We start from the raw sequence: 24,019 nt of genomic DNA on the forward strand, positions 1-24,019 counted from the left end.
TCATCTCCTATATAATGATTGGTTTAATATAAAGATAACTTATCTAAGATAGTAAATGAAAGTATAAAGAAAGAACCTGTTTGAAACGCTAAGGCGTTTCATAACAGGTTCTTTTAGTGAGATAAATATTAAATTATAAGTGGTGAGAATGTCCACCTTGCATAACCCAATACGTACCAACAACAGTCACTAATGTGATGATAATCGCAAAGATAACTTTGAACGATTGTACTTGACCATCTTTACCTTCAGTTAAGTGCATGAACATTAATAATTGAACTGCAGCTTGAATAAATGCAAAGCCAAAGATGATTGTTGTTTTAGCATGGAATGTCATGTTTGTGTATAGAGTTACGAAAACTGCTAATAACGTCAAGACGATTGAGGCTATAAAGCCAACTGTATGTTTTACGATTGTATTCATCCGCTATACACCATCCCTATCATATATACGGCAGTAAAGATGAAGATCCAAACAACATCTAAGAAGTGCCAGTATAAACTTACGATAAATAATTTTGGAGCATTGTATTTATTAAGACCACGTGTAGCTACTTGGATTAATAAACAAATGATCCAGCCAATACCTAATGAAACGTGGGCACCATGTGTACCTAATAGGATGAAGAAACTAGACCAATAAGATCCAATTTGTGGTGTTACACCTTCAGAAACATAGTGAGCGAATTCGTAAATTTCGAATCCAACGAACACTAAACCTAAAAGTACTGTAAGAATCATCCAAAACATCATTAAGTTTTGTTTTTCTTTACGCATGTAATAAATTGAAATACCACATGTGTAAGAACTGATTAATAAGGCAAATGTCATAATTAATACAAGCGGTAACTCGAATAATTCAGTTGTCATTTTGCCTGCGTAATCGCCACCATGTTGCAACGTTAATAACGTTGCAAATAAGGTACCGAATAACGAGAATTCGGCTGTAAGGAAAATCCAGAAGCCAAGTTTATTTAATTGACCTTCGTGCGTACGTGAATCAACAGTATTTGTATCATGACTCATGACCTACAGCCTCCCTTTCTTTAATACGAGCTTCTCTTAAGCGAGCTTCATTTTCAGCAACTTCAGAAGCAGGGATATGATAACCATGATCTTGAACGAAACTTTGGTAAACTAATGAACCAAGAATACCTACTAAACAAATTATAGCAGGGACGATCGTTTCAAAGATTAAGAAGAAACCACCTAATAACATGAATATACCCATAAACACACCAGTATGTGTATTGTTTGGCATATGAATGTCTTTATAGTTATGGTTATCTAAATAATGACGACCATGTTCTTTCATATCAACAAATGTATCATAGTCATTCCAATCTGGAGTGATAGCAAAGTTGTATTTAGGTGGAATTGCAGAAGCAGTTGACCACTCTAAAGTACGTCCAAGACCATCCCAGTTATCTCCAGTAGCTTCACGTGGAGCTTTGATATGACTGTATACGATGCTTGCTACTAAGAATAGGAAACCAACAGCCATTAATAATGCACCAATAGTAGAGATTACGTTTAATAACCACCAACCATCAGAAGGCATGTAAGTGTATAAACGACGAGGCATTCCGTCTAATCCAAGAATGAATTGTGGTAAGAAACATACGTTAAATCCAATCATGAATAACCAGAAACACCATGCATTTAATTTTTCGTTTAATTTGTAACCCATCATCTTAGGATACCAGAAGATTAAACCAGCTAGGCAGGCAAATACTACACCAGTAACCAATGTATAGTGGAAGTGAGCTACTAAGAAATAAGTATTATGATATTGATAGTCAGCTGATGCCATCGCTAACATTACACCAGTAACCCCACCTAATAAGAAGTTAGGGATGAAGGCTAATGAGAATAGCATAGGTGACTCGAACGTAATACGTCCTTTATACAATGTTAATAACCAGTTGAAGAGTTTAACTCCGGTAGGTACACCGATTAACATTGTTGAAATTGAGAAGAATGAGTTGATTAATGCACCATTACCCATTGTGAAGAAATGGTGAACCCAAACTAAGAAACTTAAGAATGCGATACCAGCAGTTGCCCACACCATGCTTTGGTGACCGAATAAACGTTTACGAGCAAATGTTGGAATAATTTCAGAGTAAATACCAAATGCAGGCAAGATAACGATATAAACCTCAGGGTGCCCCCATACCCAGAAGAAGTTTGCCCATAACATTGGCATACCGCCATCAGCAACTGTAAAGAATGCAGTTCCAAAAATGCGGTCAGCTGTCATTAATGCAAGTACAATTGTGAATACTGGGAACGCAAGAATTACGATTAAAGTCGTAATAAATGTAGTTACAGTAAACATTGGCATTTGCATGAATTTCATTGTTGGTGTTTTACATCTAAGTATTGTTACAAAGAAGTTAATACCAGTCATTAATGTACCAATACCTGAAATCTGTATAGCGATTAGGTAATAGTTAACACCTGGGCCTGGACTAAATTCACCAGCTAATGGTGCATAGTTTGTCCAACCAGCTGCTGGTGATCCACCAATAATGAATGAAAGGTTGAATAAAATCATACCAACAAAGAATAACCAGAAACTAATGTTATTCATAACTGGGAACGCCACATCACGAGCCCCAATTTGTAGTGGAACAACTACGTTCCATAAACCAAAAATGAATGGCATAGCCATAAAGATAATCATGATAACGCCGTGCGTACTGAAGATTTCGTTATAGTGGTTTGATTCCAAGAAAGTATTATCTGGAATTGTTAATTGTGTACGTAAAAGTAACGCATCAATACCACCACGGACGAACATAAGTACAGCACAAATTAAATACATTAAACCGATTTTTTTATGGTCTACGGATGTGAACCATTCTTTGTAAAGATATTTCCATAACTTGAAGTAAGTAATTACTGCAATTAAACCAATAACTAGGAATGGCGCACCGATTTGTGCCATTGTAATCATCCAGTTACCTTTAACGAGTAATTGATCCCATGGAAAATTCATTAATGTCCACCTCCATGATCATTGTCTGCTTTGCTACCAAATTTAGACGCATTTTCGTCTTTCGCGCTTTTACTGATTTTTTCCATTTCCTTAGCGTTATGATCCTCTTCTTTCTTGAATTCATTATCATAAGGATCATTGTTACCAAGAATCATAGGTTTCATACCATGACGCTTATAGTTAGCGTTAGTGATTTGAACCTTACGAGCTGGTTTCTGTGGTTTATCAGTAACATCTTTGTACAAGTCTTCTTCAGCTACAAAGTTAGGATCTTTTTGAACATAATTATAACGTTTGTAAGCGTAGAAAATGTACTCTGGATCAGCTGCAGGGTCAACGAATGCCATATGCGTACCATTGAATGTCAATTCTTTATTAGGTGTACTTGGTAAGAGTTGTTTATCAAACTCATCTTGGCTAAGTGTTTGCTTGCTCTTAGCATCTTTAACCCAAGAATCGAATTCACTTTGGTCTACAGAGTGAACTTTAAACGTTTGGCGAGAGAAACCTTCACCATTGAAGTTAGAGTTACGTCCTCTGAAAGTACCTGTTTCATCGGCTTGTAAAGTCCAATTCATTGTCATGCCAGTCATGGCATATTTTTGACCACCTAATTGAGGAATCCAGAAACTTGTCATTGTATCCATAGCTTGCAATTTGAAGACTACAGGACGATTTTTAGGAATAGTTAATGTATTCACTGTTTCTACTTTTTGTTCTGGATAAGCAAAGAACCATTTGTATCCAGCACTTACTGCGTATACAACCATTGGATCTTCCTTACTTTCTGGTGGTTTCTCATAATCGTATAAAGTTTTAACTGTTGGAATAGATAAAGCAATAACGATAATGATAGGTACCACAAACCAAATTGTTTCAATTAAAGAATTGTGGTGCATCTTACCAGTTTCGCTGTTTTTATTGTAGCTATACTTGAAAATAAAAATAGCGAACATGGTAAGTACAACAGCAACAATAACAAGCATGAAGATGATTGAATAAATAATCAGGAACTTCTGACTACTTGCTACTGGCCCTTTTGCATTAAATACTTCTACATTCGAACAACCACTAAGTAAAATTAGCGTGCCGAACATTAGAAGCAAAGACTTAAATTTTGACACTTTTTTGACCTCCTAATACTACAAATGTAGGGCTTATCATTAATTTTAGTTTATTACGCGATATTTACAAGTACTTATCCAAAAAAAATTATAAATATATATAGGAAACAACTAGCAACAATAGGAATGACGGGGAATGTAAGATTTGTTAAAATTATGTGTCTATTCTGTGAAAAATGACAAAATTAAGTGAAATGCGCATGTAGTTGAGAAACGTTATCATTTTCAGTGTTTTCAAGGGTTTTAGACATAAAAAAAGATGAGACATTTCATCTCATCTCAAAATTGTCATCATTACTTAACTTCTATGTATCGTGTAGAAGTTTCTTTAGCTCCATCTGAATCAATGACGTTATATTTGACTTTATATTTACCTACTTTAGAAGTATCAACATGACCATCAACAGTAATTTTATGCGTTAAATCGCCATCTTCTTTATCATAGGCGCTAATTCCATTAAGTAGATTATAGTTTTGGCCTTTTTCAATTACAATATCATTCACGCCTCTAAGTTCAGGAGAGTGATTTGTAGTAGCTTCTGCACTTAAGTTGGGGGTAACTAGAGTTGCGGAGACGCCTAGCGCTGAAAGTGACTGGATTAGTTTATTCATTAAGTTAACCTCCGTTAAAATAAAGTCATTGAGTAATTTAATTAAACTATACAATATATTCTGACAATAAACATCATACTATAGTCTTAATATATCGTATTATTTTACGAATTAAAATAATAAGAAGAAAAATATATATTAAGATTATGTAAAATGAACATTTTGTGAATTTAAGTACATTTGATTTAAAAAATCTCAATTTTGAAATAGAATGAATTAAGAAATGGTTTGAAATATTTAACTAAATGGGAGTGACTTTTCATGTTAAATGAAAAAGAAAAAGGCATTATTAAAGAAACAGTACCAGTATTACAAGACAAAGGCACTGAGATTACATCATATTTTTACAATAGAATGTTCAACCAACATCCAGAATTGAAAAATATGTTTAACCAAACGAACCAACAGAAAGGGTTCCAATCAACTGCATTAGCACAAAGTGTTTTAGCAGCAGCAGTGAATATTGATAATTTAGGTAATATCATGCCAGTTGTTAAAGAAATTGCGTATAAACATTGTGCTTTACAAGTTCCACCTGCAGGTTACGATATTGTCGGAGAAAATTTAATCGAAGCAATTAAAGCTGTTGTAGGTCTTGAAGATGATCATCCTATTATTCAAACTTGGAAAAAAGCTTACCAAGAAATTGCTGATGTGTTTATTCAAGTAGAAAAAGATATTTATGCTGAAATGCTTTGGGATGGCTTCAAACCTTTTGAAATCGAAAAAATTGAACAATTGTCTTCAGATATTAAAGCATTCACAGTTAAATCTACTGAATATGATTTAAGTCAATTCACACCAGGTGAATATATCACTGTTGACGTAAGTAGTGAAAAATTACCTTATCGCGCAAAACGTCATTACTCAATCGTATCAGGAGAAAAAGAACGTTTAACATTTGCTGTTAAACGTGATGTAACTACTAATCATGAAGGTGAAGTTTCAACTATCTTACATGATGAATTAAAAGAAGGGGACACAATTAACTTGTCTGCTCCAGTTGGTCCATTTGCAGTTGCAAATCCAGAAAAACCACAACTATTTATTGGTGCAGGTATCGGTGTTACACCTCTAGTTTCTATGTTTGATGAAGTAGTAGCTAAAGGCAGTAAAGCTCAATTTGTTCAAGTTACTGGAGACATTAACGATACACCGTTCACTTCACATTTAGAAGCTATTAGCCAAAAATCAGACAAAGCAAATTATGAACTTTATGATAGAGAAAAAAATGGCTATTTAACTAAAGACTATCTTGAAAACTATTTAAGCAATGATACTGAAGTATATGTATGTGGCGGTGCTAAGTTCATTCAATCTGTAATTGAAGTATTAAAAGCATTAGATGTGGATCAAAGTCACATCCATTATGAAACATTCGTACCAAAATTAAGTGTTACAGTTTAATAAGAATAATGGATGTTAAGATATGCTACATTACTGGATTAATGCAAGACGTATAATTATTTTATAGTGTAGTTTCTAATATAAAAGGCACCTCTCTAATTTAGTGTTGAAATGATTACTAAATTATATGAGTGTGCCTTAATTTTTTAAGAATTTCAGTGTAAAATTACATATAAATACAAAGTATTTTGGCGAGACGCTTGCGTTAATTATTAATGAGGGAGCGGGACAGAATTCTTTTGAATTCGTCGTCCCACCCCCGCAAGGATGACTAGAACTGAGAAAAGCTTGATTTAAGCGCCTTCTCAGTTCAGTCAGCTACTGCGAATTTGCTAAATAGCATTATTATATTATTTATGTCCCAGACTGAAGTAGTTCTAAAGATGGATAATAAATGGCGTTGCGCGCAGGGCCCCAACACAGAGAAACTGATTTAATCAGTTTCTACAAGCAAAGCACGTTGGGCAAGCAAGCCAACAATACTCCGTATTGTAAATAAAGAAACCAGTCAATGCGTTTGTTAAAACGCATTGACTGGCTATTTCTCTAGGAATGATGTCCTAGCCATTTTAATTTAATTATTCTAATAACATAAGACTTAAGTCAAAGTGAAGCCTTCTTATTCAATGCCACGACGCATTTTTTCAGCTAATAGTGTGTTGTTAAGCACCATAGTGATTGTTAATGGGCCAACACCACCTGGAACTGGTGTGATAGCTCCAGCAATTTCTTTAACTTCTTCAAACTCTACGTCACCTTTTAATTTACCATTTTCATCAGGCGTGTTACCAACATCAACAATAACTGCGCCTTCTTTAACATCATCTTTAGTAACTAAGCCTGGTTGACCTACAGCACTAACAATGACATCAGCGTCTTTTAAATGACTATGCATGTCTTTAGTACGTGAATGTAAGATAGTTACAGTAGCGTTAGCTTGTAATAATAATTTAGATACTGGTTGACCAACGATATGGCTACGTCCAATTACAACCGCATTTTTACCTTCTAAATCAATATCAGCATGTTTAAGAATTTCCATAATACCTAATGGTGTACATGGAACAAAAGTTTGCTCATCAATATATAATTTACCGATATTTGAAGGGTGGAAGCCATCAACGTCTTTTTCAGGATTAATCGCTTCTAAGATTTTTTGTTCACTTACTTGTTTAGGAAGTGGTACTTGAACTAGAATACCGCTAACTGAATCATCATTGTTTAAACGATCTAATTCTTTTAATACATCCTCTTCAGAAGTATCTTCCTCTAAATGAACAATTTCAGAAATCATGCCGATTTTTTCAGCAGCTTTCTTTTTAGAGTTTACATAGCTTTGACTTGCACCATCATTACCAACTAAGATAACTGATAATTTTGGTGTATAACCTTTTTCTTTTAAAGCTTCGACTTGATTTTGTAAACCTTGTCTATAGTCCTTAGAAATTTGTTTCCCATCTAAAATTTTTGCAACCACAAAAAATTCCTCCTTGTTTGTTTTAATCATAACTATACCTTAACTTTAAAACTGTATTCTCGTCAATTAATAGCCAAAAGACGTAAATTAAAGATAAAAATTAAGTTAAAGTTCGATTTTTAATTGAAAAAGCATCGCATGATTGTTATGCTATATCTGTAATATACAACTAATCGTATCTAAATTTCAAACTTTTGAAAGGGTGTACAACGTGAAAGTAGCGGTAATTATGGGTAGTTCTTCAGATTGGAAGATTATGCAAGAAAGTTGTGCGATGTTAGACGAATTCGAAATACCGTACGATAAGAAAGTGGTTTCGGCACATCGTACGCCAAAATTAATGTATGAATTTGCCAGTCAAGCACAGAAAAATGGCTATGATGTCATTATTGCTGGAGCAGGTGGCGCAGCGCATTTACCGGGAATGGTTGCATCAATGACAACATTACCTGTGATAGGTGTACCAATAGAATCGAAAAGTTTAAAAGGTCTGGATTCATTATTATCAATTGTTCAAATGCCTGGTGGTATTCCAGTAGCTACAACTGCAATTGGAACGGCAGGTGCTAAAAATGCTGGCATATTGGCTGCAAGAATATTAAGTATTGGCAACGAAACAGTTCGTCATCATTTAGAACAATATGAGCAAAGTCTAGTAGATAAAGTTGGTGAAATGCAAAATGAACTTCAATAAATTAAAGTTCGGTGACACTATTGGCATTATTGGTGGTGGTCAATTAGGTAAGATGATGGCTCAATCAGCACAGAAAATGGGTTTCAAAGTCATTTGTTTAGATCCTAACCCTGACAGTCCATGTAAACCTGTTGCTCATGAATTTATCACTGCTGCTTATGATGATGAAAAAGCGTTACATGAACTTGGCGAAAAATCTGATGTCATTACTTATGAGTTTGAAAATATTTCTGCTGAGCAACTTAATCGCTTAACGCAACAATTCAATATTCCTCAAGGCTATCAAGCAATTCAATTATTGCAAGACCGATTGACTGAAAAACAAACATTAGAACAAGCTGGTTCTAAAATTGTTCCATTTTTATCTATAAAAAGTGAAAAAGATTTAAATGACGCTATTCATACATTAGGCTATCCATTTATAGTCAAAACGCGATTTGGTGGATATGACGGCAAAGGACAAGTCTTAGTTAAAGATGAAACAGCGCTCCAAGAAGCTAGAGCACTTATAACGAATCAAGAGTGTGTAGCAGAACAATATCTTGATATTTCACTTGAAGTTTCGTTAACAGTTACGATTGGCAATCACAAACAAATTACGTACTTCCCACTACAAGAGAACGAACATCGTAATCAGATTTTGTTTAAAACCATTGTGCCTGCACGAACTGACAAGGAACAAGAAGCGAGAAACGAAGTGAATAAGATTATTGATCAAGTTCATTTTGTAGGTACATTCACAGTTGAATTCTTTATCGATAAATCAAATCATTTGTATGTAAATGAGATCGCACCGCGTCCACACAATTCAGGACATTATTCTATTGAAGCCTGTGATTATTCACAATTTGATACGCATATTCTTGCTGTTACAGGTCAAAAGCTACCAGAACAAATCGAAATCTTAAAACCAGCAGTCATGATGAATTTGTTAGGACGAGACTTAGATTTATTAGAAGAACAGTTTTCAAGTCATCCTGAATGGCATGTGCACATTTATGGCAAATCAGAACGCAAGCCTGACCGTAAAATGGGACATATGACCATTTTGACGAATGATTTAAATGAAACTGAGAAAGACATGCTTAAACAGTTTGAAGGGAGAGAGTAGTTAATGACATTATTATATGAAGGGAAAGCGAAAAGAATTTTCTCAACAGACAAAGAACGTCAATTGAGAGTTGAGTATAAAGATGAAGTTACGGCTGGTAATGGTGCAAAAAAAGACAAAATGGAGGGTAAAGGTCGATTAAATAATCAAATTACCGCTATAATATTCGACTATTTAGCTCAACATGGAATTAAAAGTCACTTTATTAAACAACTTTCAGAAACGGAACAATTAGTCGAAGCAGTGACTATTATCCCATTAGAAGTGGTGGTTCGTAACATTGCAACAGGCTCAATTACCAAACGCTTAGGTTTTAATAAAGGTCATGAATTTGAAGCCCCTTTAGTTGAATTTTTCTATAAAAATGATGACTTGAACGACCCTTTAATTACAGATGATCATGTGAAACTGCTAAACATTGCGAATGATAGTGAAATTGAAACATTGAAAACGATGGCGAAAGATATCAATAAAGTATTAATAGAACTTATGAATGAAATGGATTTAAGATTGGTGGATTTCAAAATCGAATTTGGTAAGACATCTGACGGTAAAATCTTACTAGCTGATGAAATTTCTCCTGATACATGTCGTATTTGGGATAAACATTCTGACACTAACTTTGACAAAGATGTCTATCGAAATGATACAGGTTCACTTATTGACACATATACAACATTTTTAAATAAATTGGAGGAACTAAAATAATGAAAACGATTGAACTTCACATTACATTACAACCACAAGTATTAGATACGCAAGGGCAAGCATTAAATCGAGCTGTACATGATTTAGGTTATAAACAAGTAAATGATATTCGAGTAGGTAAAGTATTATACATGACGGTTGATGAAGCAACTGATGAAGCGGTTGATAATATCGTTACTACTTTAAGTGAGAAGTTATTCGCTAATACTGTAATTGAAGAATATAGTTATAAAATCGTTGATGAAAAGGAGAATGCATAAGATGAAATTTGCAGTTCTCGTATTCCCAGGATCTAATTGTGATAGAGACATGTACAATGCAGCGATTAAGACAGGTGCTGAAGCAGAATATGTTGACTATCGTGAGACATCATTGGAAGGTTACGATGGCGTATTAATTCCAGGTGGTTTTTCTTTTGGTGACTATTTACGCTCAGGCGCAATGGCAAGTGTAGCACCTATCATTAGTGAAGTGAAACGTCTAGCAAGTGAAGGTAAACCGGTTCTTGGTGTGTGTAATGGATTCCAAATTCTTACAGAAATTGGTTTATTACCAGGTGCATTGCTTCATAATGATTCTCATTTATTTATTAGCAGAAATGAAAGTCTAAAAATTGCCAATAATCAAACACCTTTTACAAATTTATATGGTGAGAATGAAATTGTCGTTTATCCGGTTGCACATGGTGAAGGTCATTATTACTGTACAGATGATATATATGATGAATTAATTGAGCATAATCAAATTATCTTAACTTATGAAGATAATCCAAATGGCTCTCATGAAAATATTGCAGGGATTGTTAATAAAGCAGGTAATGTTTGTGGTATGATGCCGCACCCAGAACGTGCGCTTGAAACCATTCTTGGAACTGATAGTGGTGTGAAATTATTTGAAGCAATGGTAAATAGTTGGAGGGAACAAAATGTCTAAGTTTATCGAACCTAGTATTGAAGAAATTAAGCTTGAAAAATTGTATCAAGATATGGGCTTAAGTGACGCGGAATATAACAAAGTGTGTGAAATATTAGGGAGAGAACCTAACTTTACAGAAGTAGGCATCTTCTCAGTGATGTGGAGTGAACATTGCTCTTATAAACACTCTAAACCATTCTTAAAGCAATTTCCGACAACAGGTGAACATGTCTTAATGGGACCTGGTGAAGGTGCAGGTGTAGTAGATATAGGAGACAACCAAGCAGTTGTGTTTAAAGTTGAATCACATAACCATCCATCTGCTATTGAACCTTATCAAGGTGCTGCAACAGGTGTAGGTGGCATCATTAGAGATATTGTATCAATTGGAGCTAGACCTATTAATTTATTAAATAGCTTGCGTTTCGGTGAATTGTCAGTGAAACAAAACCAACGTTTACTTAAAGGTGTTGTTCGTGGTATTGGCGGTTACGGTAATTGTATCGGTATTCCAACAACAGCTGGAGAAATTGAATTTGATGATCGCTATGATGGTAATCCGTTAGTCAATGATATGTGTGTCGGTGTGATTGATCATGACATGATCCAAAAAGGAACTGCTAAAGGTGAAGGTAACTCGGTTATATATGTAGGACTCAAAACAGGTCGTGATGGTATTCATGGTGCCACTTTTGCATCTGAAGAGTTGACTGAAGAAAGTGAAAGTAAACGTCCGTCAGTTCAAATTGGGGATCCATTTGTAGGTAAAAAACTTATGGAAGCAACATTAGAAGCGATTACTTTTGACGAATTAGTTGGTATTCAAGATATGGGTGCCGCTGGTTTAACATCTTCATCATCAGAAATGGCAGCTAAAGGTGGCAGCGGTCTAGAATTACATTTAGATAAAGTGCCTACACGTGAACCAGGTATTTCACCTTATGAAATGATGCTTTCTGAAACGCAAGAACGAATGTTACTAGTCGTTGAAAAAGGTACTGAACAAAAATTCTTAGATTTATTTGAAAAACACGAATTAGATAGTGCGGTAATTGGTAAAGTAACGAACACTGACCGCTTCGTACTTAAATATGAAGATGAGCTATTTGCAGATATCCCTGTGCAATCTCTTGCAGATGAAGCACCGGTTTATGTGCTAGAGGGTGAAGATAAAGAATACAACACATCAAAAAATGACTATAGTTCAATCCATGTTCAAGATGTCTTTGAAAAACTTTTAAAACACCCAACAATTGCTTCTAAACATTATTTATATGAACAATATGATCAACAAGTTGGTGCAAATACGATTATCAAACCAGGACTACAGTCATCAGTTGTTCGTGTAGAAGGTACGAATAAAGCTATTGCATCTACGATAGACGGTGAAGCACGTTACGTATTTAACCAACCGTATGAGGGCGGAAAAATGGTCGTTGCAGAAGCTTATCGTAATTTAATTGCTGTAGGTGCTACACCACTAGCTATGACAGACTGCTTAAACTATGGTTCACCAGAAAAGAAAGAAATCTATCAACAATTGATTGATTCAACGAAGGGCATGTCAGAAGCGTGTGAAGTATTAAAAACACCAGTTGTTTCAGGTAACGTTTCTCTTTATAACGAAACACGTGGCACATCCATTTTCCCAACGCCTGTCGTAGGAATGGTTGGATTAATTGAAGATATTAATTACCTTAATGACTTCCACCCTGAAGCTGGCCATAAATTGTATTTAGTTGGTGAAACAAGAGATGACTTTGGCGGTAGTCAAATTGAAAAATTATTGTACGGTAAAGTGAATCATGAATTTGAAGCGATTGATTTAAGTGATGAAGTTGCTAAAGGAGAAGCGGTTAAAAATGCGATTCGAAATGGCGTGGCTTCACACGTACAAACAGTAGGTAAAGGTGGTTTATTAATCACTTTAGCACGCTTAAGTGCGCACTACAGTTTAGGGTTAGAAGCTTCAGTTGATCTTACAGATGCACAATTGTTTAGTGAAACGCAAGGTCGATATATCATTGCTGTTAAAGAAGGTCAGGCTTTAAATATTGACGATGCTATAGAAATTGGTCAATTAACAGATGTTGATGAATTTAAAGTAACGAATGCTCAAAGTTCGATTGTTGAAAAAGTCTCAGATATTAAAGAAAGTTGGGAAGGAGCAATTGCACAATGTTTAACTACAGTGGATTAAACGAGGAATGTGGTGTATTCGGCATTTGGAATCATTCAGAAGCCGCTCAATTGACTTATATGGGACTTCACAGTTTGCAACATCGTGGTCAAGAAGGTGCAGGTATCGTTGTATCAGATGGAGAAGTTTTAAAAGGTGAACGTGGTCTTGGATTGTTAACAGAAGCAATTAAAGGTGACCAAATGGATCAACTTAAAAATGGTCACAACGCGATTGGCCATGTTCGCTATGCGACTTCAGGTAATAAAGGTATTGAAAATATACAACCATTCTTGTATCACTTTTACGATATGAGTGTTGCGATCTGCCATAATGGTAATTTAATTAATGCACAGACATTGCGTCAATATTTGGAAAAACACGGTGCGATATTCCATTCATCATCCGACACTGAAGTGATTATGCATTTAATACGTAGAAGTAAGGCACCCACTTTTGAAGAAGCATTAAAAGAAAGTTTACGCCAAATTAAAGGTGGCTTCACCTTTGCAATTCTTACTAAAGATGCATTATATGGCGCTGTTGACCCTAATGCGATTCGTCCGTTAGTCGTTGGCAAAATGCAAGACGGTACGTACATCTTAGCTAGTGAAACATGTGCCATTGATGTATTAGGTGCAGAATATGTGCAAGACATCCATGCTGGAGAATACGTTGTGATTAACGATGAAGGTATTGAGGTTAAATCATATACAAGTCATACGAATACAGCTATATCAGCGATGGAATACATTTATTTTGCGCGACCTGATTCAACCATCGCGGGTAAAAATGTCCACGCAGTACGCAAAGCATCTGGAAAGAAATTAGCACAAGAAAGCCCTGCAGATGCAGATATGGTCATTGGTGTACCCAACTCCTCATTATCAGCGGCAAGTGGCTATGCTGAAGAAAGTCATTTACCTTATGAAATGGGCTTAGTAAAAAATCAATATGTTGCTCGCACATTTATTCAACCGACACAAGAGTTAAGGGAGCAAGGTGTTCGCGTTAAATTATCAGCAGTTAAAGATATTGTAGAAGGAAAGCGCATTGTCTTAGTTGATGATTCAATTGTACGTGGCACGACGAGTAAGCGTATTGTCAGAATGTTAAAAGATTCTGGAGCTAAAGAAGTGCATGTCAGAATTGCTTCACCAGAATTTATGTTTCCTAGCTTTTACGGAATTGATGTTTCAACGACTGCCGAACTTATTTCAGCAAGCAAGTCACCTGAAGAAATTTGTGATTATATCGGTGCAGACTCGCTATCTTATTTAAGTGTAGACGGTTTAATCGAGTCAATTGGGTTGGATTATGATGCACCATATAGCGGATTATGTGTAGAGAGCTTTACAGGTGACTATCCAGCAGGACTGTTTGATTATGAAGAGAAATATTATAAGAACTTAAGTCAACGTCAACAAGATTATATCAATAATCATAAACACTACTTTGATAGAGAGGGTAATATTCATGTCTAAAGCATACGAACAATCAGGTGTTGATATTCACGCAGGTTATGAAGCAGTAGAGAGAATGTCCAGTCATGTGAAACGTACGATGCGTAAAGAAGTATTAGGTGGTTTAGGTGGATTTGGTGCTACTTTTGATTTATCGCAATTAAATATGAAAGCACCCGTCTTAGTTTCTGGCACAGATGGTGTAGGGACTAAATTGAAATTGGCTATTGATCATGACAAACATGACACAATCGGTATAGATGCGGTTGCAATGTGCGTGAACGATATTTTAACTACGGGTGCGGAACCACTATACTTTTTAGATTATATTGCAACAAATAAAGTTGTCCCAGAAGTTATTGAACAAATCGTAAAAGGCGTCAGTGATGGTTGTGAAGAAACAAATACTGCACTTATTGGTGGTGAAACGGCAGAAATGGGTGAGATGTACCACGAAGGTGAGTACGATCTTGCTGGGTTTGCTGTGGGTGCAGTTGAGAAAGACGCATACATTGATGGCTCAGCGATTGAAGCTGGACAAGCCATTATTGGTTTAGCTTCAAATGGGATTCACTCTAATGGTTATAGTTTGGTACGTAAATTAATTAAAGAATCAGGTATTGATTTAAATGATGACTTTGATGGTCGTTCGTACTTAGAAACGTTTCTAGCACCAACGCAGCTCTATGTAAAACCTATTCTTGCTCTAAAAAAAGTTGTTCAAATTAAAGGAATGAATCATATCACTGGTGGTGGTTTTTATGAGAATATTCCACGAGGGTTGCCAGAAGGTTTAGCAGCTAACATTGATACACAAGCATTTCCAACACCAAATGTATTTAATTGGCTACAACAACAAGCCAATATAGATACTAAAGAAATGTACAATGTCTTTAATATGGGGATTGGTTTTACTGTCATAATCGATAAAAAAGATGTTGCGCAATCACTTGATATTTTAAAACAAGAGGGTATAGCTGCTTTCGAAATAGGTGAAATTATTGAAGACAAAGACACACCTATTCATCTTGAGGGGGTAGAGTAGTGGCTAAAGTAGCAATATTTGCATCTGGTTCAGGTAGTAATTTCGAAAATATTGTATTATGCGCAGATAAAGGGGAACTCAATAATATAGAAATTACATCTTTATATACTGATCATCACGATGCGTACTGCGTCAAACGTGCTGAACAATTAAAAGTAGCTGTCAATATTAATGAACCTAAAGATTTCGAATCAAAAGCAGCCTATGAACAACATGTAATTAAGTTGTTACAACGCGAAGAAGTAGAATGGATTATCCTTGCTGGCTATATGCGATTAATTGGGCCTGACTTATTAGAAGCATACGAAGGTAAAATTTTAAATATCCATCCATCATTGTTACCGAAATATAAGGGGAAAGATGCTATAGGACAAGCATTTAATAGCGGTGATAAGATTACTGGTTCAACGGTTCATTATGTAGATAGTGGCATGGATACGGGAGAAATTATTGATCAACGACAATGTGATATTAAATCGGACGATACTAAAGAAGAATTGGAAGAACGTGTTAAACAATTGGAATACGAACTTTATCCAAGTGTTATAGCTAAAGTTATTAAATAAGGAGTTAAGCTAATCATGAAAAAAGCAATTTTAAGTGTCTCAAACAAAAGTGGAATAGTGGAATTTGCTAAATCGTTAATCAAATTAGATTATGAACTTTATTCAACTGGAGGAACTAAAGGTGCTTTAGAAGATGCTTCTGTACCAGTGAAATCTGTTTCAGAGTTAACACAATTTCCCGAAATTATGGATGGCCGTGTTAAAACATTACACCCGGCGGTACATGGTGGTATTTTAGCGGATAGAGATAAACCTGAACATTTAGAACAATTATCGGAACAACATATTGATTTAATCGATATGGTGGTAGTGAATTTATATCCTTTTCAAAAAACGGTTGAAAATCCTGATGTGACTGAAGCAGAAGCAATTGAAAACATTGATATTGGCGGACCTACGATGCTACGTGCTGCAGCTAAAAACTTTAAGCATGTAACGACAATTGTACACCCATCTGATTATAATGAAGTCATCGAGCGTATAAGAGAAGATCGACTAGATGAAGCGTACCGTAAAGCATTAATGATAAAAGTATTTACACATACAAATGAATATGATCATGCTATTGTAAGCTTCTTTAAAGGAGATAGCGAACAATTAAGATATGGCGAGAACCCTCAACAATCAGCTCGCTTTGTTCGTACTTCGAATAGTAAACATACTATTGCAGGTGCTAAACAATTACATGGTAAAGCGTTAAGCTTTAATAATATTAAAGATGCGGATTCAGCACTTTCACTTGTGAAGAAGTTTAGTGAACCAGCTGCTGTTGCCGTTAAACATATGAACCCTTGTGGTGTAGGTATTGGCGACAATATTGAAATTGCGTTTAAACATGCTTATGATGCAGATAACCAATCTATTTTTGGTGGCATTATCGCATTAAATAGAACAGTGACTGCTGAATTAGCAGAAACGTTGCATGCGATATTCTTAGAGGTGGTCATCGCGCCACGATTTACAGATGAAGCTTTAGATATTCTAACGCAAAAGAAAAATATCCGATTGCTTGAAATTGATATGACGATTGATAATCGTGAAGAAGAATTTGTTTCTGTATCTGGTGGTTATTTAGTCCAAGACAAAGACAACTTTGAAGTTGCTAAAGAAGATATGAAAGTTGTAACTGACAAGGCACCTACTGACGATCAGTGGGATGCGATGCTATTAGGTTGGAAAGTAATCCCTTCTGTAAAAAGTAATGCTGTCATCTTGAGTAATACGAAACAAACGGTAGGGATTGGTGCAGGTCAAATGAATCGTGTTGGCTCTGCAAAAATTGCGTTAGAGCGTGCAATAGAAATCAATGACAATGTTGCCCTAGTTTCAGATGGTTTCTTCCCAATGGATGATACCGTTGAATTGGCTGCACAGCATGGTATTAAAGCTATTATTCAACCGGGTGGTTCAATTAAAGACCAAGATTCAATTGATATGGCGAATAAATATGGCATTGCTATGGTGACAACTGGTATGCGTCACTTCAAGCATTAATTTGTCATTTAAATAATGGAAGGGGTAATAATGATGAATGTTTTAGTTATCGGAGCGGGTGGCCGCGAACACGCTTTAGCTAATAAATTGCGTCAATCACCATTAATTGATCAATTACACGCAATTCCAGGTAATGACGCTATGGTTAATGTTGCAGAAGTGCATACTGACATTGCAGAAAGTGATCATGAAGCCATCTTAAACTTTGTTCAAGAAAAGAATATTGAATGGGTAATTGTAGGACCGGAACAACCATTAATTGATGGATTACCAGATCAATTACGACAAGCTAATGTAAAGGTATTTGGTCCAAATAAGGACGCGGCTCAAATAGAAGGGTCTAAGCTATTTGCTAAACAATTAATGAAAAAATATAATATTCCAACTGCGGATTATAAAGAAGTGAATTCTAAAACAGAAGCACTCGACTATATAAAACATTGTGATTTACCTATCGTAGCTAAGAAAGATGGCTTAGCAGCTGGTAAAGGAGTTATTATCGCTGATACACGTGAAGCGGCGAAAGAAGCGGTTGAAACACTATATCCGGAAGAGCAGGGTAAAGTGGTATTTGAACAATTTTTAGAGGGTGAAGAATTCTCTTTAATGACCTTTATTAATGGTGAATATGCAGTTCCGTTTGATTGTATTGCGCAAGACCATAAACGTGCCTTTGATCATGATGAAGGACCTAATACTGGTGGTATGGGTGCATATTGTCCAGTGCCTCATATTACTGACGATGTCTTAACACGTACGAATAAAGAAATTGCACAACCTATTGCGAAAGCGATGAAAGCAGAAGGTTATGATTACTTTGGATTACTTTATATTGGTGCGATTTTAACATCTGAAGGACCCAAAGTGATTGAATTTAATGCACGCTTTGGAGACCCAGAGGCACAAGTATTGTTAAGTCGATTAGAGAGTGATTTAATGGCTCAAATCGTTGCTTTAGATCGCAAAGAACCAATTAGATTCCAATGGCAAGATGACTATGTCGTGGGCGTCATGTTAGCCTCTAAGGGTTATCCAGGAAGTTACGCTAAAGGTGCTAAAGTAACTGGGTTTGAATTGAATGATACTTATTTCGTAAGTGGTTTACGTAAAGAAGATGATGCTTTTGTTACTTCAGGAGGCAGAGTGATATTAGCTCTTGGAAAAGGTGCAACAATTGAAGATGCACAGAATGTAGCTTATGACAATGTAGAAAAAATTAAGAGTGATAACCTATTTTATCGTCATGATATTGGAAATAAGGCATTGAATAAGTAAATGTAAATAATGGAGTGGGACGATGAATTCAAAAGAATTCTGTCCCACTCCGTATTTTTTATGAGGTATAACCTGATACACGAGCATCAGTAATCCCAGTGATAGGGAAGTATTGTGAAAGATAAAATGCGATGATTAATATGGCCACAACGCAAATTACAAATAAAATATCTTTATAAGAAAACGGTGCTTTATAATAATATGTTCTTGGACCATCTTTGAAGCCTTTAGATTCCATCGCAACAGACAGTTGATGCGCACGACGGATATTTTGACTTAAGATAGGTATTAATAAATGTTTTAGACGTTTAAGCCCTCTATAATTTGAAGCATCAATCATTTGATAACGCATTTTAAGCGAACGTCTCAATTGAATAAGTGATGTAAAAATGAGAGGTACCATTCTAATCGCAGCCATAAACGCATATGCAATTTTAGGTTTTACTTTTAAATGTTGCATTAGGCTATAAAAAATCATGACAATTTCGGACGTGAGGGCCAATAAAATACCAAACATTGACACTGTAATTGTACGTAATGATAAATGCAAGCCACGTACAATACTTTCAGTACTAATTTGAATAATGCCCCATTTAAATAACATATGTGTACCATCACCATAAAGAATCATAAATAATGACGATAATAGCGCAAATAGCACAGTGGCTAAAATAAAGGCTCCTGTAATTTTAAATTGCGTACCATTAAATGCCATTAAAAATAAAAACATAATAATGGTAATGTAAATCATATAATCAAAATTATGGACAAATATAATGAAAATGAATAGCGCTACACCAAGTAAAAGTTTCGTAATGATATTAACGTCATCTACAAAGGAATAGTGTTTCTTCCAACGTTCAAACATGTGATTCACCTTCCTCTTCAATGAGTTGGTTATCTTCGACGATTAAACGACGTGTTGGATAGCGATGAATGATTTCCGGATCGTGTGTAACCATAATGATGGTTTGACCACTAGAGACGCTTTCTTGGAAAAGTTCAATCAATTGGAATGTATTGTGACTATCCAGTCCGAATGTTGGTTCATCTAGCAAGATGATATCGGCTTTTGAACTTAGTGCAGTAGCTACGCTAAGACGTCGTTTCTGACCCATAGATAATTCAAATGGATGTTGGTTTTTAACGGCTTCTAAATGCAATAATTTTAAAAGTTTCATCGTTTCATTTTCAGCGATTGAAGGTTCTTGGTGATTATAATGAATATATATTTCTTCATAAACTGAATTTGTTATAAATTGTAATTCAGGGTTTTGATAAACGAGATACATATGCTTGGCTGCATCTTTTATTTTCTTCAATATTGTATTCTTATAAGCCATCGTACCTTCATATTTTATAAGTTGCATCATTGATTCTAACAGCGTTGTTTTACCTGTACCATTTTTCCCAGTTATCGTAATCCATTCTCCAGAATGAACATTTAATTCGGATGTCTGGAATAATTGTTTTTTACCACGAATAACTTGACCATTCTTAAAAGTAAATAATGTTTCAGCTTTATTAGCTGGAAATGTAATCGGCTTTGGCGCATGATCCCAAGCATGAGGATGCCAAACGCCAAATTCAGTGAGTAAATGCTCACAGTTTTTTAATATGTAATCCGGTGTGCCATCTGCTATGATTTGCCCTTCATAATTCAATAAGATGACTCTATCGACATGCTCCCAAATATGTTCAACTTTGTGTTCGACAATAAGCACAGTTTGATCAGACCATAACTGAATAAGTCGTTGCCACAAATCAGCTGTAGCATCTACATCTAACATGGCAGTAGGCTCATCTAAGAAAAGCGTATTAGCTTCTTGTAAAATAGTTTCAACAATAGCGAGCTTTTGTTTCATACCGCCACTAAGATGATTGACGAATGTATTGTCCGTAACATTTAAATCAACCGATGCTAAAGCATTCTCTATAAGTGCGTCCATTTCATTACGCGGTACTTGCTTATTTTCCAGAACGAAAGCAAGTTCTTCATACACTTTAGGCATACAAAACTGCGTATCTGGATCTTGAAAGATGACACCGGAATGTGGATCGATTTCAAGTTCATCATATTTCATAGGTAACTCAATTAGATTTGGCACAATGCCACTTAAAACATTAAGTAATGTGCTTTTACCAGATCCTGAAGGACCTAGTAAAAGCACTTTTTCTTTATCTTTAATTTCAATATTCAAATTATCGAAGATTTTACGTTCGCCATTCGGATATTTCAGACGTAAATTTTTCGCTTTTAACACTTTAATTTCCCCTTATAGGTTGTCGTAGTCTTTTTGAGAAGCAGGGCGGAATAATTTCGTCACACCTGTTTGATCTAATGCTTTAACAATGAGATAAGATAATAAGCCGGCAATGACAATACCGCTAATAGAACGGAATATAATGAATAAAAGAAGATTCCATCCTGCGACTTCAGCTAAATAACCGTAATAATAATCAACTGGAAATGAAATTAATGCAGTTGCTAATCCAGCTAATACAGCAACCATTAATGATCTAGATTTGTATTTAAAAATAGCAAAAATAATTTCACAAGCTAAACCTTGAAGAATTGCATATACAATTGTAGGAATATCAAATTTACCCATAACAATTGTTTCACCAGCACCTGCAGCAAACTCTGCAATAAGTGCAATACCAGGTTTAGGAATAATTAAATATGCGACGATAGCTGCCATAAACCAAACGCCATATGTTAATTGTTCAATATGAACACCGGCAACTTGCGCCACGTTATACGCAAACCACCATAAGTTATAAATTATCGCAAATACTACTGCAATCAGAACAGTTACAAGGATTTCTGAAAGCTTTAAACCTTTTGACATGATATTTCCTCCTAAAAAAACGCACAACCATCCGTAGAAAGTTGTGCGTGAATTTAAATAAAAAGTTTTATATGTATTTACTACAATTATTTATATTAGCAACACTTTCCTACGCTAGTTTTAACTAGTTCAGGTTCAAAGGGTTCGAGGTAAAACCTCATCTCAGTATACACACCCCTAGTGCGTTTTATATTTAATTTATTTTAAATGTATGACTTTTATGAATTAATGTCAAGGCGATTTTAATTAAATTAAAAAAATGAGAGAAAAATCGATATTCATAATGAATGAAACATTATGAATTGATGGCCTTAAATACCATTAAAAATGAAAAGAACTGAGAAGCGCATGAAATATAGCGCCATCTCAGTTCGGTTAGCTACGCAAATGAATGAGTGAAGCTGTAACCTTTATAAATAATTGCTTTAGTAATTAATCTAAAGTGTTTTGAACATCTTTTTTAGTTTGTTCGATGTCGTCAGTTTTTTCTTCTTTTTGTTCTTTTAATTTTTCTTCTACTTCTTTTGCTTTTTTAGCATCTTCGTTTGTCATAATGAACACTCCTTGTTAGATTAATGTTTACAATTTAAGTTTACCCATATAAAACTAGGATAAACTTATATAGGTCTCAAGATGTATTTTATTGTTTAATAAAGACAAGATTAACATCTTACTATATAATGAATTTTGAGGTGAACAGTATGTCTTTTCTTAAGAAACACACCGAGATTATTTTTAGTTATATTGTCGGTATCGTTTCACTCTTCACGGGTCTCATAATACTTATAAATTTACCTTTAATTAATCAATTAAAGGATAAAGATAAAGTTGAATTAAAAATTCATAATTTATGGGATTTCCTTAATGCATTCTTCAGTGAAATTATTAGAGTGATGAGTAGGTTCATAGGCAACTTTCCTATTATTAGTGCAGTCATAATTATTCTGTTTGGTATTCTTGTAATGCTTATTGGTTATGCATTATATAGAACTACGAAATATGATTACGACATCTCAATTTTCTTTTTAATTATTGGGATTTTATACTTCCTCATTTCAATTACTTTAATGACTCAAGTATATAGTTTTTGGGCAATTATTTTTATTATTCCTTTTATTATTCACACAGGCTACATTGTATATAAAGATGAACTTAATGTTGCTAATAGAAAAAATCATTACTTATGGATTATCTTTTCTTACGGAATAAGTTATTTAATTACTCAAATTTCTTTATACGGCAAAATTGATGCCAATGAAATTGCACCAATAGATATATTAAGTGTAAATACATTTTTCTTAGTAATGTGGTTATTAGCGCAAGCTTCAATTTGGAATTTCTTATTCTTAAGAAGATCCTTACCATTGACTAAAGAAGAATTGGGAGAAGAAGAACCTGAATTATCAAGAACAAGTAAAGGAAATGTTTCGAATCAGTCTAAAGTTCATTTTAAACAGCTTCAAGATAAAACATCAGAATATGCACGTAAGACGAGAAGAAGTGTCGATTTAGAAAAAATCAGATCAAAACGTGATAAATTTAAGAATAAATTCAAAAATGTATTTAATATTGAAGAAGATGATATTCCTAATTGGATGAGACGTCCGAAATGGATTAAACCAGCGTATGTAGAAATATTCTGTGGTTTCATTTTATTCCTATTTACATTTATTGAATTTAATAACAGAAATGCTTTATTTGTATCAGGTGAATGGGAACTATCCCAAACACAATATGTTGTTGAATGGGTAACTTTATTATTATTAATGCTAGTTATTATCACTTATATTGCAACGACATTTACACATTTCTTAAGAGGTAAATATTATTATTTACAACTCTTTATGGTTAGTATTCTATTCTTTAAATTGTTAACTGAATTTGTAAACATTATGATTCATGGATTATTATTATCGATCTTTATAACTCCAACGTTAATCTTAATGTTGATAGCGGTTATTATCGCATTTACGTTACAATTGAGAGACAGACCTTAATGCGTTTAATTTTGATAAGGTGGTAACGTGAAATCTATGGTGACAAAATAGACTTCACGTTCCGCCTTTTTTGTTTAATGTTGTTTTGTGTAATGA

23 protein-coding genes and 1 riboswitch are annotated in these 24,019 nt (G+C 34.8%); of the genes, 13 read left to right on the top strand and 10 right to left on the bottom strand.

Annotated elements, in window-relative coordinates; all coding sequences use genetic code 11:
• Positions 1-133: 133 nt before the first annotated feature.
• The 5 genes from qoxD to AK212_RS03020 all read right to left on the bottom strand — a co-directional run bounded on the left by qoxD (position 134) and on the right by AK212_RS03020 (position 4,740).
• Positions 134-424 carry a cytochrome aa3 quinol oxidase subunit IV gene (qoxD, locus tag AK212_RS03000; protein ID WP_053029123.1) on the bottom strand — a complete coding sequence of 97 codons (291 nt, stop codon included), beginning with the start codon at positions 422-424 and terminating at the stop codon, positions 134-136.
• Entirely contained in the window at positions 421-1,026 is a 606-nt protein-coding gene (qoxC, locus tag AK212_RS03005) for a cytochrome aa3 quinol oxidase subunit III (RefSeq protein WP_011276175.1), read from the bottom strand. Before qoxC ends, qoxD begins: the two co-directional genes overlap by 4 nt.
• Positions 1,016-3,004: a cytochrome aa3 quinol oxidase subunit I gene (qoxB, locus tag AK212_RS03010; protein ID WP_053029124.1), complete on the bottom strand. Its 1,989-nt coding sequence runs from the start codon at positions 3,002-3,004 to the stop codon at positions 1,016-1,018. The genes qoxC and qoxB overlap by 11 nt, the downstream gene beginning before the upstream one ends.
• Complete coding sequence (gene qoxA / locus AK212_RS03015) at positions 3,004-4,128, bottom strand: cytochrome aa3 quinol oxidase subunit II (RefSeq protein ID WP_053029125.1); 1,125 nt, start codon at positions 4,126-4,128, stop codon at positions 3,004-3,006. The genes qoxB and qoxA overlap by 1 nt, the downstream gene beginning before the upstream one ends.
• A 294-nt stretch (positions 4,129-4,422) precedes the next feature.
• On the bottom strand, positions 4,423-4,740 hold the full coding sequence (locus AK212_RS03020) for a DUF5011 domain-containing protein (protein WP_053029126.1): 318 nt from the start codon (positions 4,738-4,740) through the stop codon (positions 4,423-4,425).
• 261 nt (positions 4,741-5,001) lie between these two features.
• On the opposite strand from AK212_RS03020, the gene AK212_RS03025 reads away from it, so the two are divergent.
• On the top strand, positions 5,002-6,147 hold the full coding sequence (locus AK212_RS03025; protein WP_053029127.1) for a globin domain-containing protein: 1,146 nt from the start codon (positions 5,002-5,004) through the stop codon (positions 6,145-6,147).
• A 619-nt stretch (positions 6,148-6,766) separates the two neighbouring features.
• Here AK212_RS03025 and folD read toward each other — a convergent pair.
• Positions 6,767-7,624, bottom strand: a complete 858-nt coding sequence (gene folD / locus AK212_RS03030) for a bifunctional methylenetetrahydrofolate dehydrogenase/methenyltetrahydrofolate cyclohydrolase FolD (protein ID WP_053029128.1) — start codon at positions 7,622-7,624, stop codon at positions 6,767-6,769.
• Positions 7,625-7,835: 211 nt separating this feature from the next.
• Here folD and purE point away from each other — a divergent pair, with 211 nt between their 5' ends.
• From purE to purD, 11 genes are read left to right on the top strand one after another with little or no spacing between them, the layout of a single operon-like run.
• Positions 7,836-8,318: a 5-(carboxyamino)imidazole ribonucleotide mutase gene (purE, locus tag AK212_RS03035; protein ID WP_053029129.1), complete on the top strand. Its 483-nt coding sequence runs from the start codon at positions 7,836-7,838 to the stop codon at positions 8,316-8,318.
• Positions 8,305-9,429, top strand: coding sequence for a 5-(carboxyamino)imidazole ribonucleotide synthase (gene purK, locus AK212_RS03040; protein WP_053029130.1), 1,125 nt, complete (start codon positions 8,305-8,307; stop codon positions 9,427-9,429). The genes purE and purK overlap by 14 nt, the downstream gene beginning before the upstream one ends.
• A 3-nt stretch (positions 9,430-9,432) precedes the next feature.
• Complete coding sequence (purC, locus tag AK212_RS03045) at positions 9,433-10,137, top strand: phosphoribosylaminoimidazolesuccinocarboxamide synthase (RefSeq protein ID WP_053029131.1); 705 nt, start codon at positions 9,433-9,435, stop codon at positions 10,135-10,137.
• Positions 10,137-10,397 (top strand): phosphoribosylformylglycinamidine synthase subunit PurS, encoded by a 261-nt coding sequence (gene purS / locus AK212_RS03050; RefSeq protein ID WP_033079949.1) that lies wholly within the window; start codon positions 10,137-10,139, stop codon positions 10,395-10,397. The genes purC and purS overlap by 1 nt, the downstream gene beginning before the upstream one ends.
• Before the next feature lies 1 nt (position 10,398).
• Positions 10,399-11,070, top strand: coding sequence for a phosphoribosylformylglycinamidine synthase subunit PurQ (gene purQ, locus AK212_RS03055; protein ID WP_053029132.1), 672 nt, complete (start codon positions 10,399-10,401; stop codon positions 11,068-11,070).
• On the top strand, positions 11,063-13,252 hold the full coding sequence (purL, locus tag AK212_RS03060) for a phosphoribosylformylglycinamidine synthase subunit PurL (protein ID WP_053029133.1): 2,190 nt from the start codon (positions 11,063-11,065) through the stop codon (positions 13,250-13,252). The genes purQ and purL overlap by 8 nt, the downstream gene beginning before the upstream one ends.
• On the top strand, positions 13,231-14,715 hold the full coding sequence (purF, locus tag AK212_RS03065) for an amidophosphoribosyltransferase (RefSeq protein ID WP_053029134.1): 1,485 nt from the start codon (positions 13,231-13,233) through the stop codon (positions 14,713-14,715). Before purL ends, purF begins: the two co-directional genes overlap by 22 nt.
• Positions 14,708-15,739: a phosphoribosylformylglycinamidine cyclo-ligase gene (gene purM, locus AK212_RS03070; protein WP_053029135.1), complete on the top strand. Its 1,032-nt coding sequence runs from the start codon at positions 14,708-14,710 to the stop codon at positions 15,737-15,739. The genes purF and purM overlap by 8 nt, the downstream gene beginning before the upstream one ends.
• Entirely contained in the window at positions 15,739-16,305 is a 567-nt protein-coding gene (purN, locus tag AK212_RS03075) for a phosphoribosylglycinamide formyltransferase (protein WP_053029136.1), read from the top strand. The genes purM and purN overlap by 1 nt, the downstream gene beginning before the upstream one ends.
• 15 nt (positions 16,306-16,320) lie before the next feature.
• Complete coding sequence (gene purH, locus AK212_RS03080; protein WP_053029137.1) at positions 16,321-17,799, top strand: bifunctional phosphoribosylaminoimidazolecarboxamide formyltransferase/IMP cyclohydrolase; 1,479 nt, start codon at positions 16,321-16,323, stop codon at positions 17,797-17,799.
• A 33-nt stretch (positions 17,800-17,832) separates the two neighbouring features.
• Positions 17,833-19,074: a phosphoribosylamine--glycine ligase gene (purD, locus tag AK212_RS03085; protein ID WP_053029138.1), complete on the top strand. Its 1,242-nt coding sequence runs from the start codon at positions 17,833-17,835 to the stop codon at positions 19,072-19,074.
• A 58-nt stretch (positions 19,075-19,132) separates the two neighbouring features.
• Here purD and AK212_RS03090 read toward each other — a convergent pair whose 3' ends face one another.
• The 4 genes from AK212_RS03090 to graF form a co-directional block, all read right to left on the bottom strand.
• A complete protein-coding gene (locus tag AK212_RS03090; RefSeq protein WP_011276155.1) occupies positions 19,133-19,942 on the bottom strand; it encodes an energy-coupling factor transporter transmembrane component T family protein in 810 nt (269 codons plus the stop codon).
• Entirely contained in the window at positions 19,935-21,338 is a 1,404-nt protein-coding gene (locus tag AK212_RS03095; RefSeq protein WP_053029139.1) for an ABC transporter ATP-binding protein, read from the bottom strand. Before AK212_RS03095 ends, AK212_RS03090 begins: the two co-directional genes overlap by 8 nt.
• A 12-nt stretch (positions 21,339-21,350) precedes the next feature.
• Positions 21,351-21,926: an ECF transporter S component gene (locus AK212_RS03100; protein ID WP_053017839.1), complete on the bottom strand. Its 576-nt coding sequence runs from the start codon at positions 21,924-21,926 to the stop codon at positions 21,351-21,353.
• 89 nt (positions 21,927-22,015) lie between these two features.
• Positions 22,016-22,115, bottom strand: a riboswitch (TPP riboswitch).
• 243 nt (positions 22,116-22,358) lie between these two features.
• Complete coding sequence (gene graF, locus AK212_RS13330; protein WP_141763602.1) at positions 22,359-22,478, bottom strand: glycopeptide resistance-associated protein GraF; 120 nt, start codon at positions 22,476-22,478, stop codon at positions 22,359-22,361.
• Positions 22,479-22,627: 149 nt separating this feature from the next.
• On the opposite strand from graF, the gene auxA reads away from it, so the two are divergent.
• Positions 22,628-23,923 carry a lipoteichoic acid stability factor AuxA gene (auxA, locus tag AK212_RS03105; protein WP_053029140.1) on the top strand — a complete coding sequence of 432 codons (1,296 nt, stop codon included), beginning with the start codon at positions 22,628-22,630 and terminating at the stop codon, positions 23,921-23,923.
• Positions 23,924-24,019: the final 96 nt, after the last annotated feature.

This window comes from Staphylococcus borealis (assembly GCF_001224225.1).
In the GTDB taxonomy this organism is placed as follows: Bacteria; Bacillota; Bacilli; order Staphylococcales; family Staphylococcaceae; genus Staphylococcus; species Staphylococcus borealis.

Bases quoted from the DNA above. Each gene is read 5' to 3' on its own strand.
- AK212_RS03090 (WP_011276155.1), bottom strand. From the start codon at position 19,942: ATGTTTGAACGTTGGAAGAAACACTATTCCTTTGTAGATGACGTTAAT.
- purD (WP_053029138.1), top strand. From the start codon at position 17,833: ATGAATGTTTTAGTTATCGGAGCGGGTGGCCGCGAACACGCTTTAGCT.
- purC (WP_053029131.1), top strand. From the start codon at position 9,433: ATGACATTATTATATGAAGGGAAAGCGAAAAGAATTTTCTCAACAGAC.
- purF (WP_053029134.1), top strand. From the start codon at position 13,231: ATGTTTAACTACAGTGGATTAAACGAGGAATGTGGTGTATTCGGCATT.
- purQ (WP_053029132.1), top strand. From the start codon at position 10,399: ATGAAATTTGCAGTTCTCGTATTCCCAGGATCTAATTGTGATAGAGAC.
- AK212_RS03020 (WP_053029126.1), bottom strand. From the start codon at position 4,740: ATGAATAAACTAATCCAGTCACTTTCAGCGCTAGGCGTCTCCGCAACT.
- qoxD (WP_053029123.1), bottom strand. From the start codon at position 424: ATGAATACAATCGTAAAACATACAGTTGGCTTTATAGCCTCAATCGTC.
- AK212_RS03100 (WP_053017839.1), bottom strand. From the start codon at position 21,926: ATGTCAAAAGGTTTAAAGCTTTCAGAAATCCTTGTAACTGTTCTGATT.
- purS (WP_033079949.1), top strand. From the start codon at position 10,137: ATGAAAACGATTGAACTTCACATTACATTACAACCACAAGTATTAGAT.
- purL (WP_053029133.1), top strand. From the start codon at position 11,063: ATGTCTAAGTTTATCGAACCTAGTATTGAAGAAATTAAGCTTGAAAAA.
- purM (WP_053029135.1), top strand. From the start codon at position 14,708: ATGTCTAAAGCATACGAACAATCAGGTGTTGATATTCACGCAGGTTAT.
- purH (WP_053029137.1), top strand. From the start codon at position 16,321: ATGAAAAAAGCAATTTTAAGTGTCTCAAACAAAAGTGGAATAGTGGAA.
- AK212_RS03025 (WP_053029127.1), top strand. From the start codon at position 5,002: ATGTTAAATGAAAAAGAAAAAGGCATTATTAAAGAAACAGTACCAGTA.
- auxA (WP_053029140.1), top strand. From the start codon at position 22,628: ATGTCTTTTCTTAAGAAACACACCGAGATTATTTTTAGTTATATTGTC.
- qoxB (WP_053029124.1), bottom strand. From the start codon at position 3,004: ATGAATTTTCCATGGGATCAATTACTCGTTAAAGGTAACTGGATGATT.
- graF (WP_141763602.1), bottom strand. From the start codon at position 22,478: ATGACAAACGAAGATGCTAAAAAAGCAAAAGAAGTAGAAGAAAAATTA.
- qoxC (WP_011276175.1), bottom strand. From the start codon at position 1,026: ATGAGTCATGATACAAATACTGTTGATTCACGTACGCACGAAGGTCAA.
- purK (WP_053029130.1), top strand. From the start codon at position 8,305: ATGAACTTCAATAAATTAAAGTTCGGTGACACTATTGGCATTATTGGT.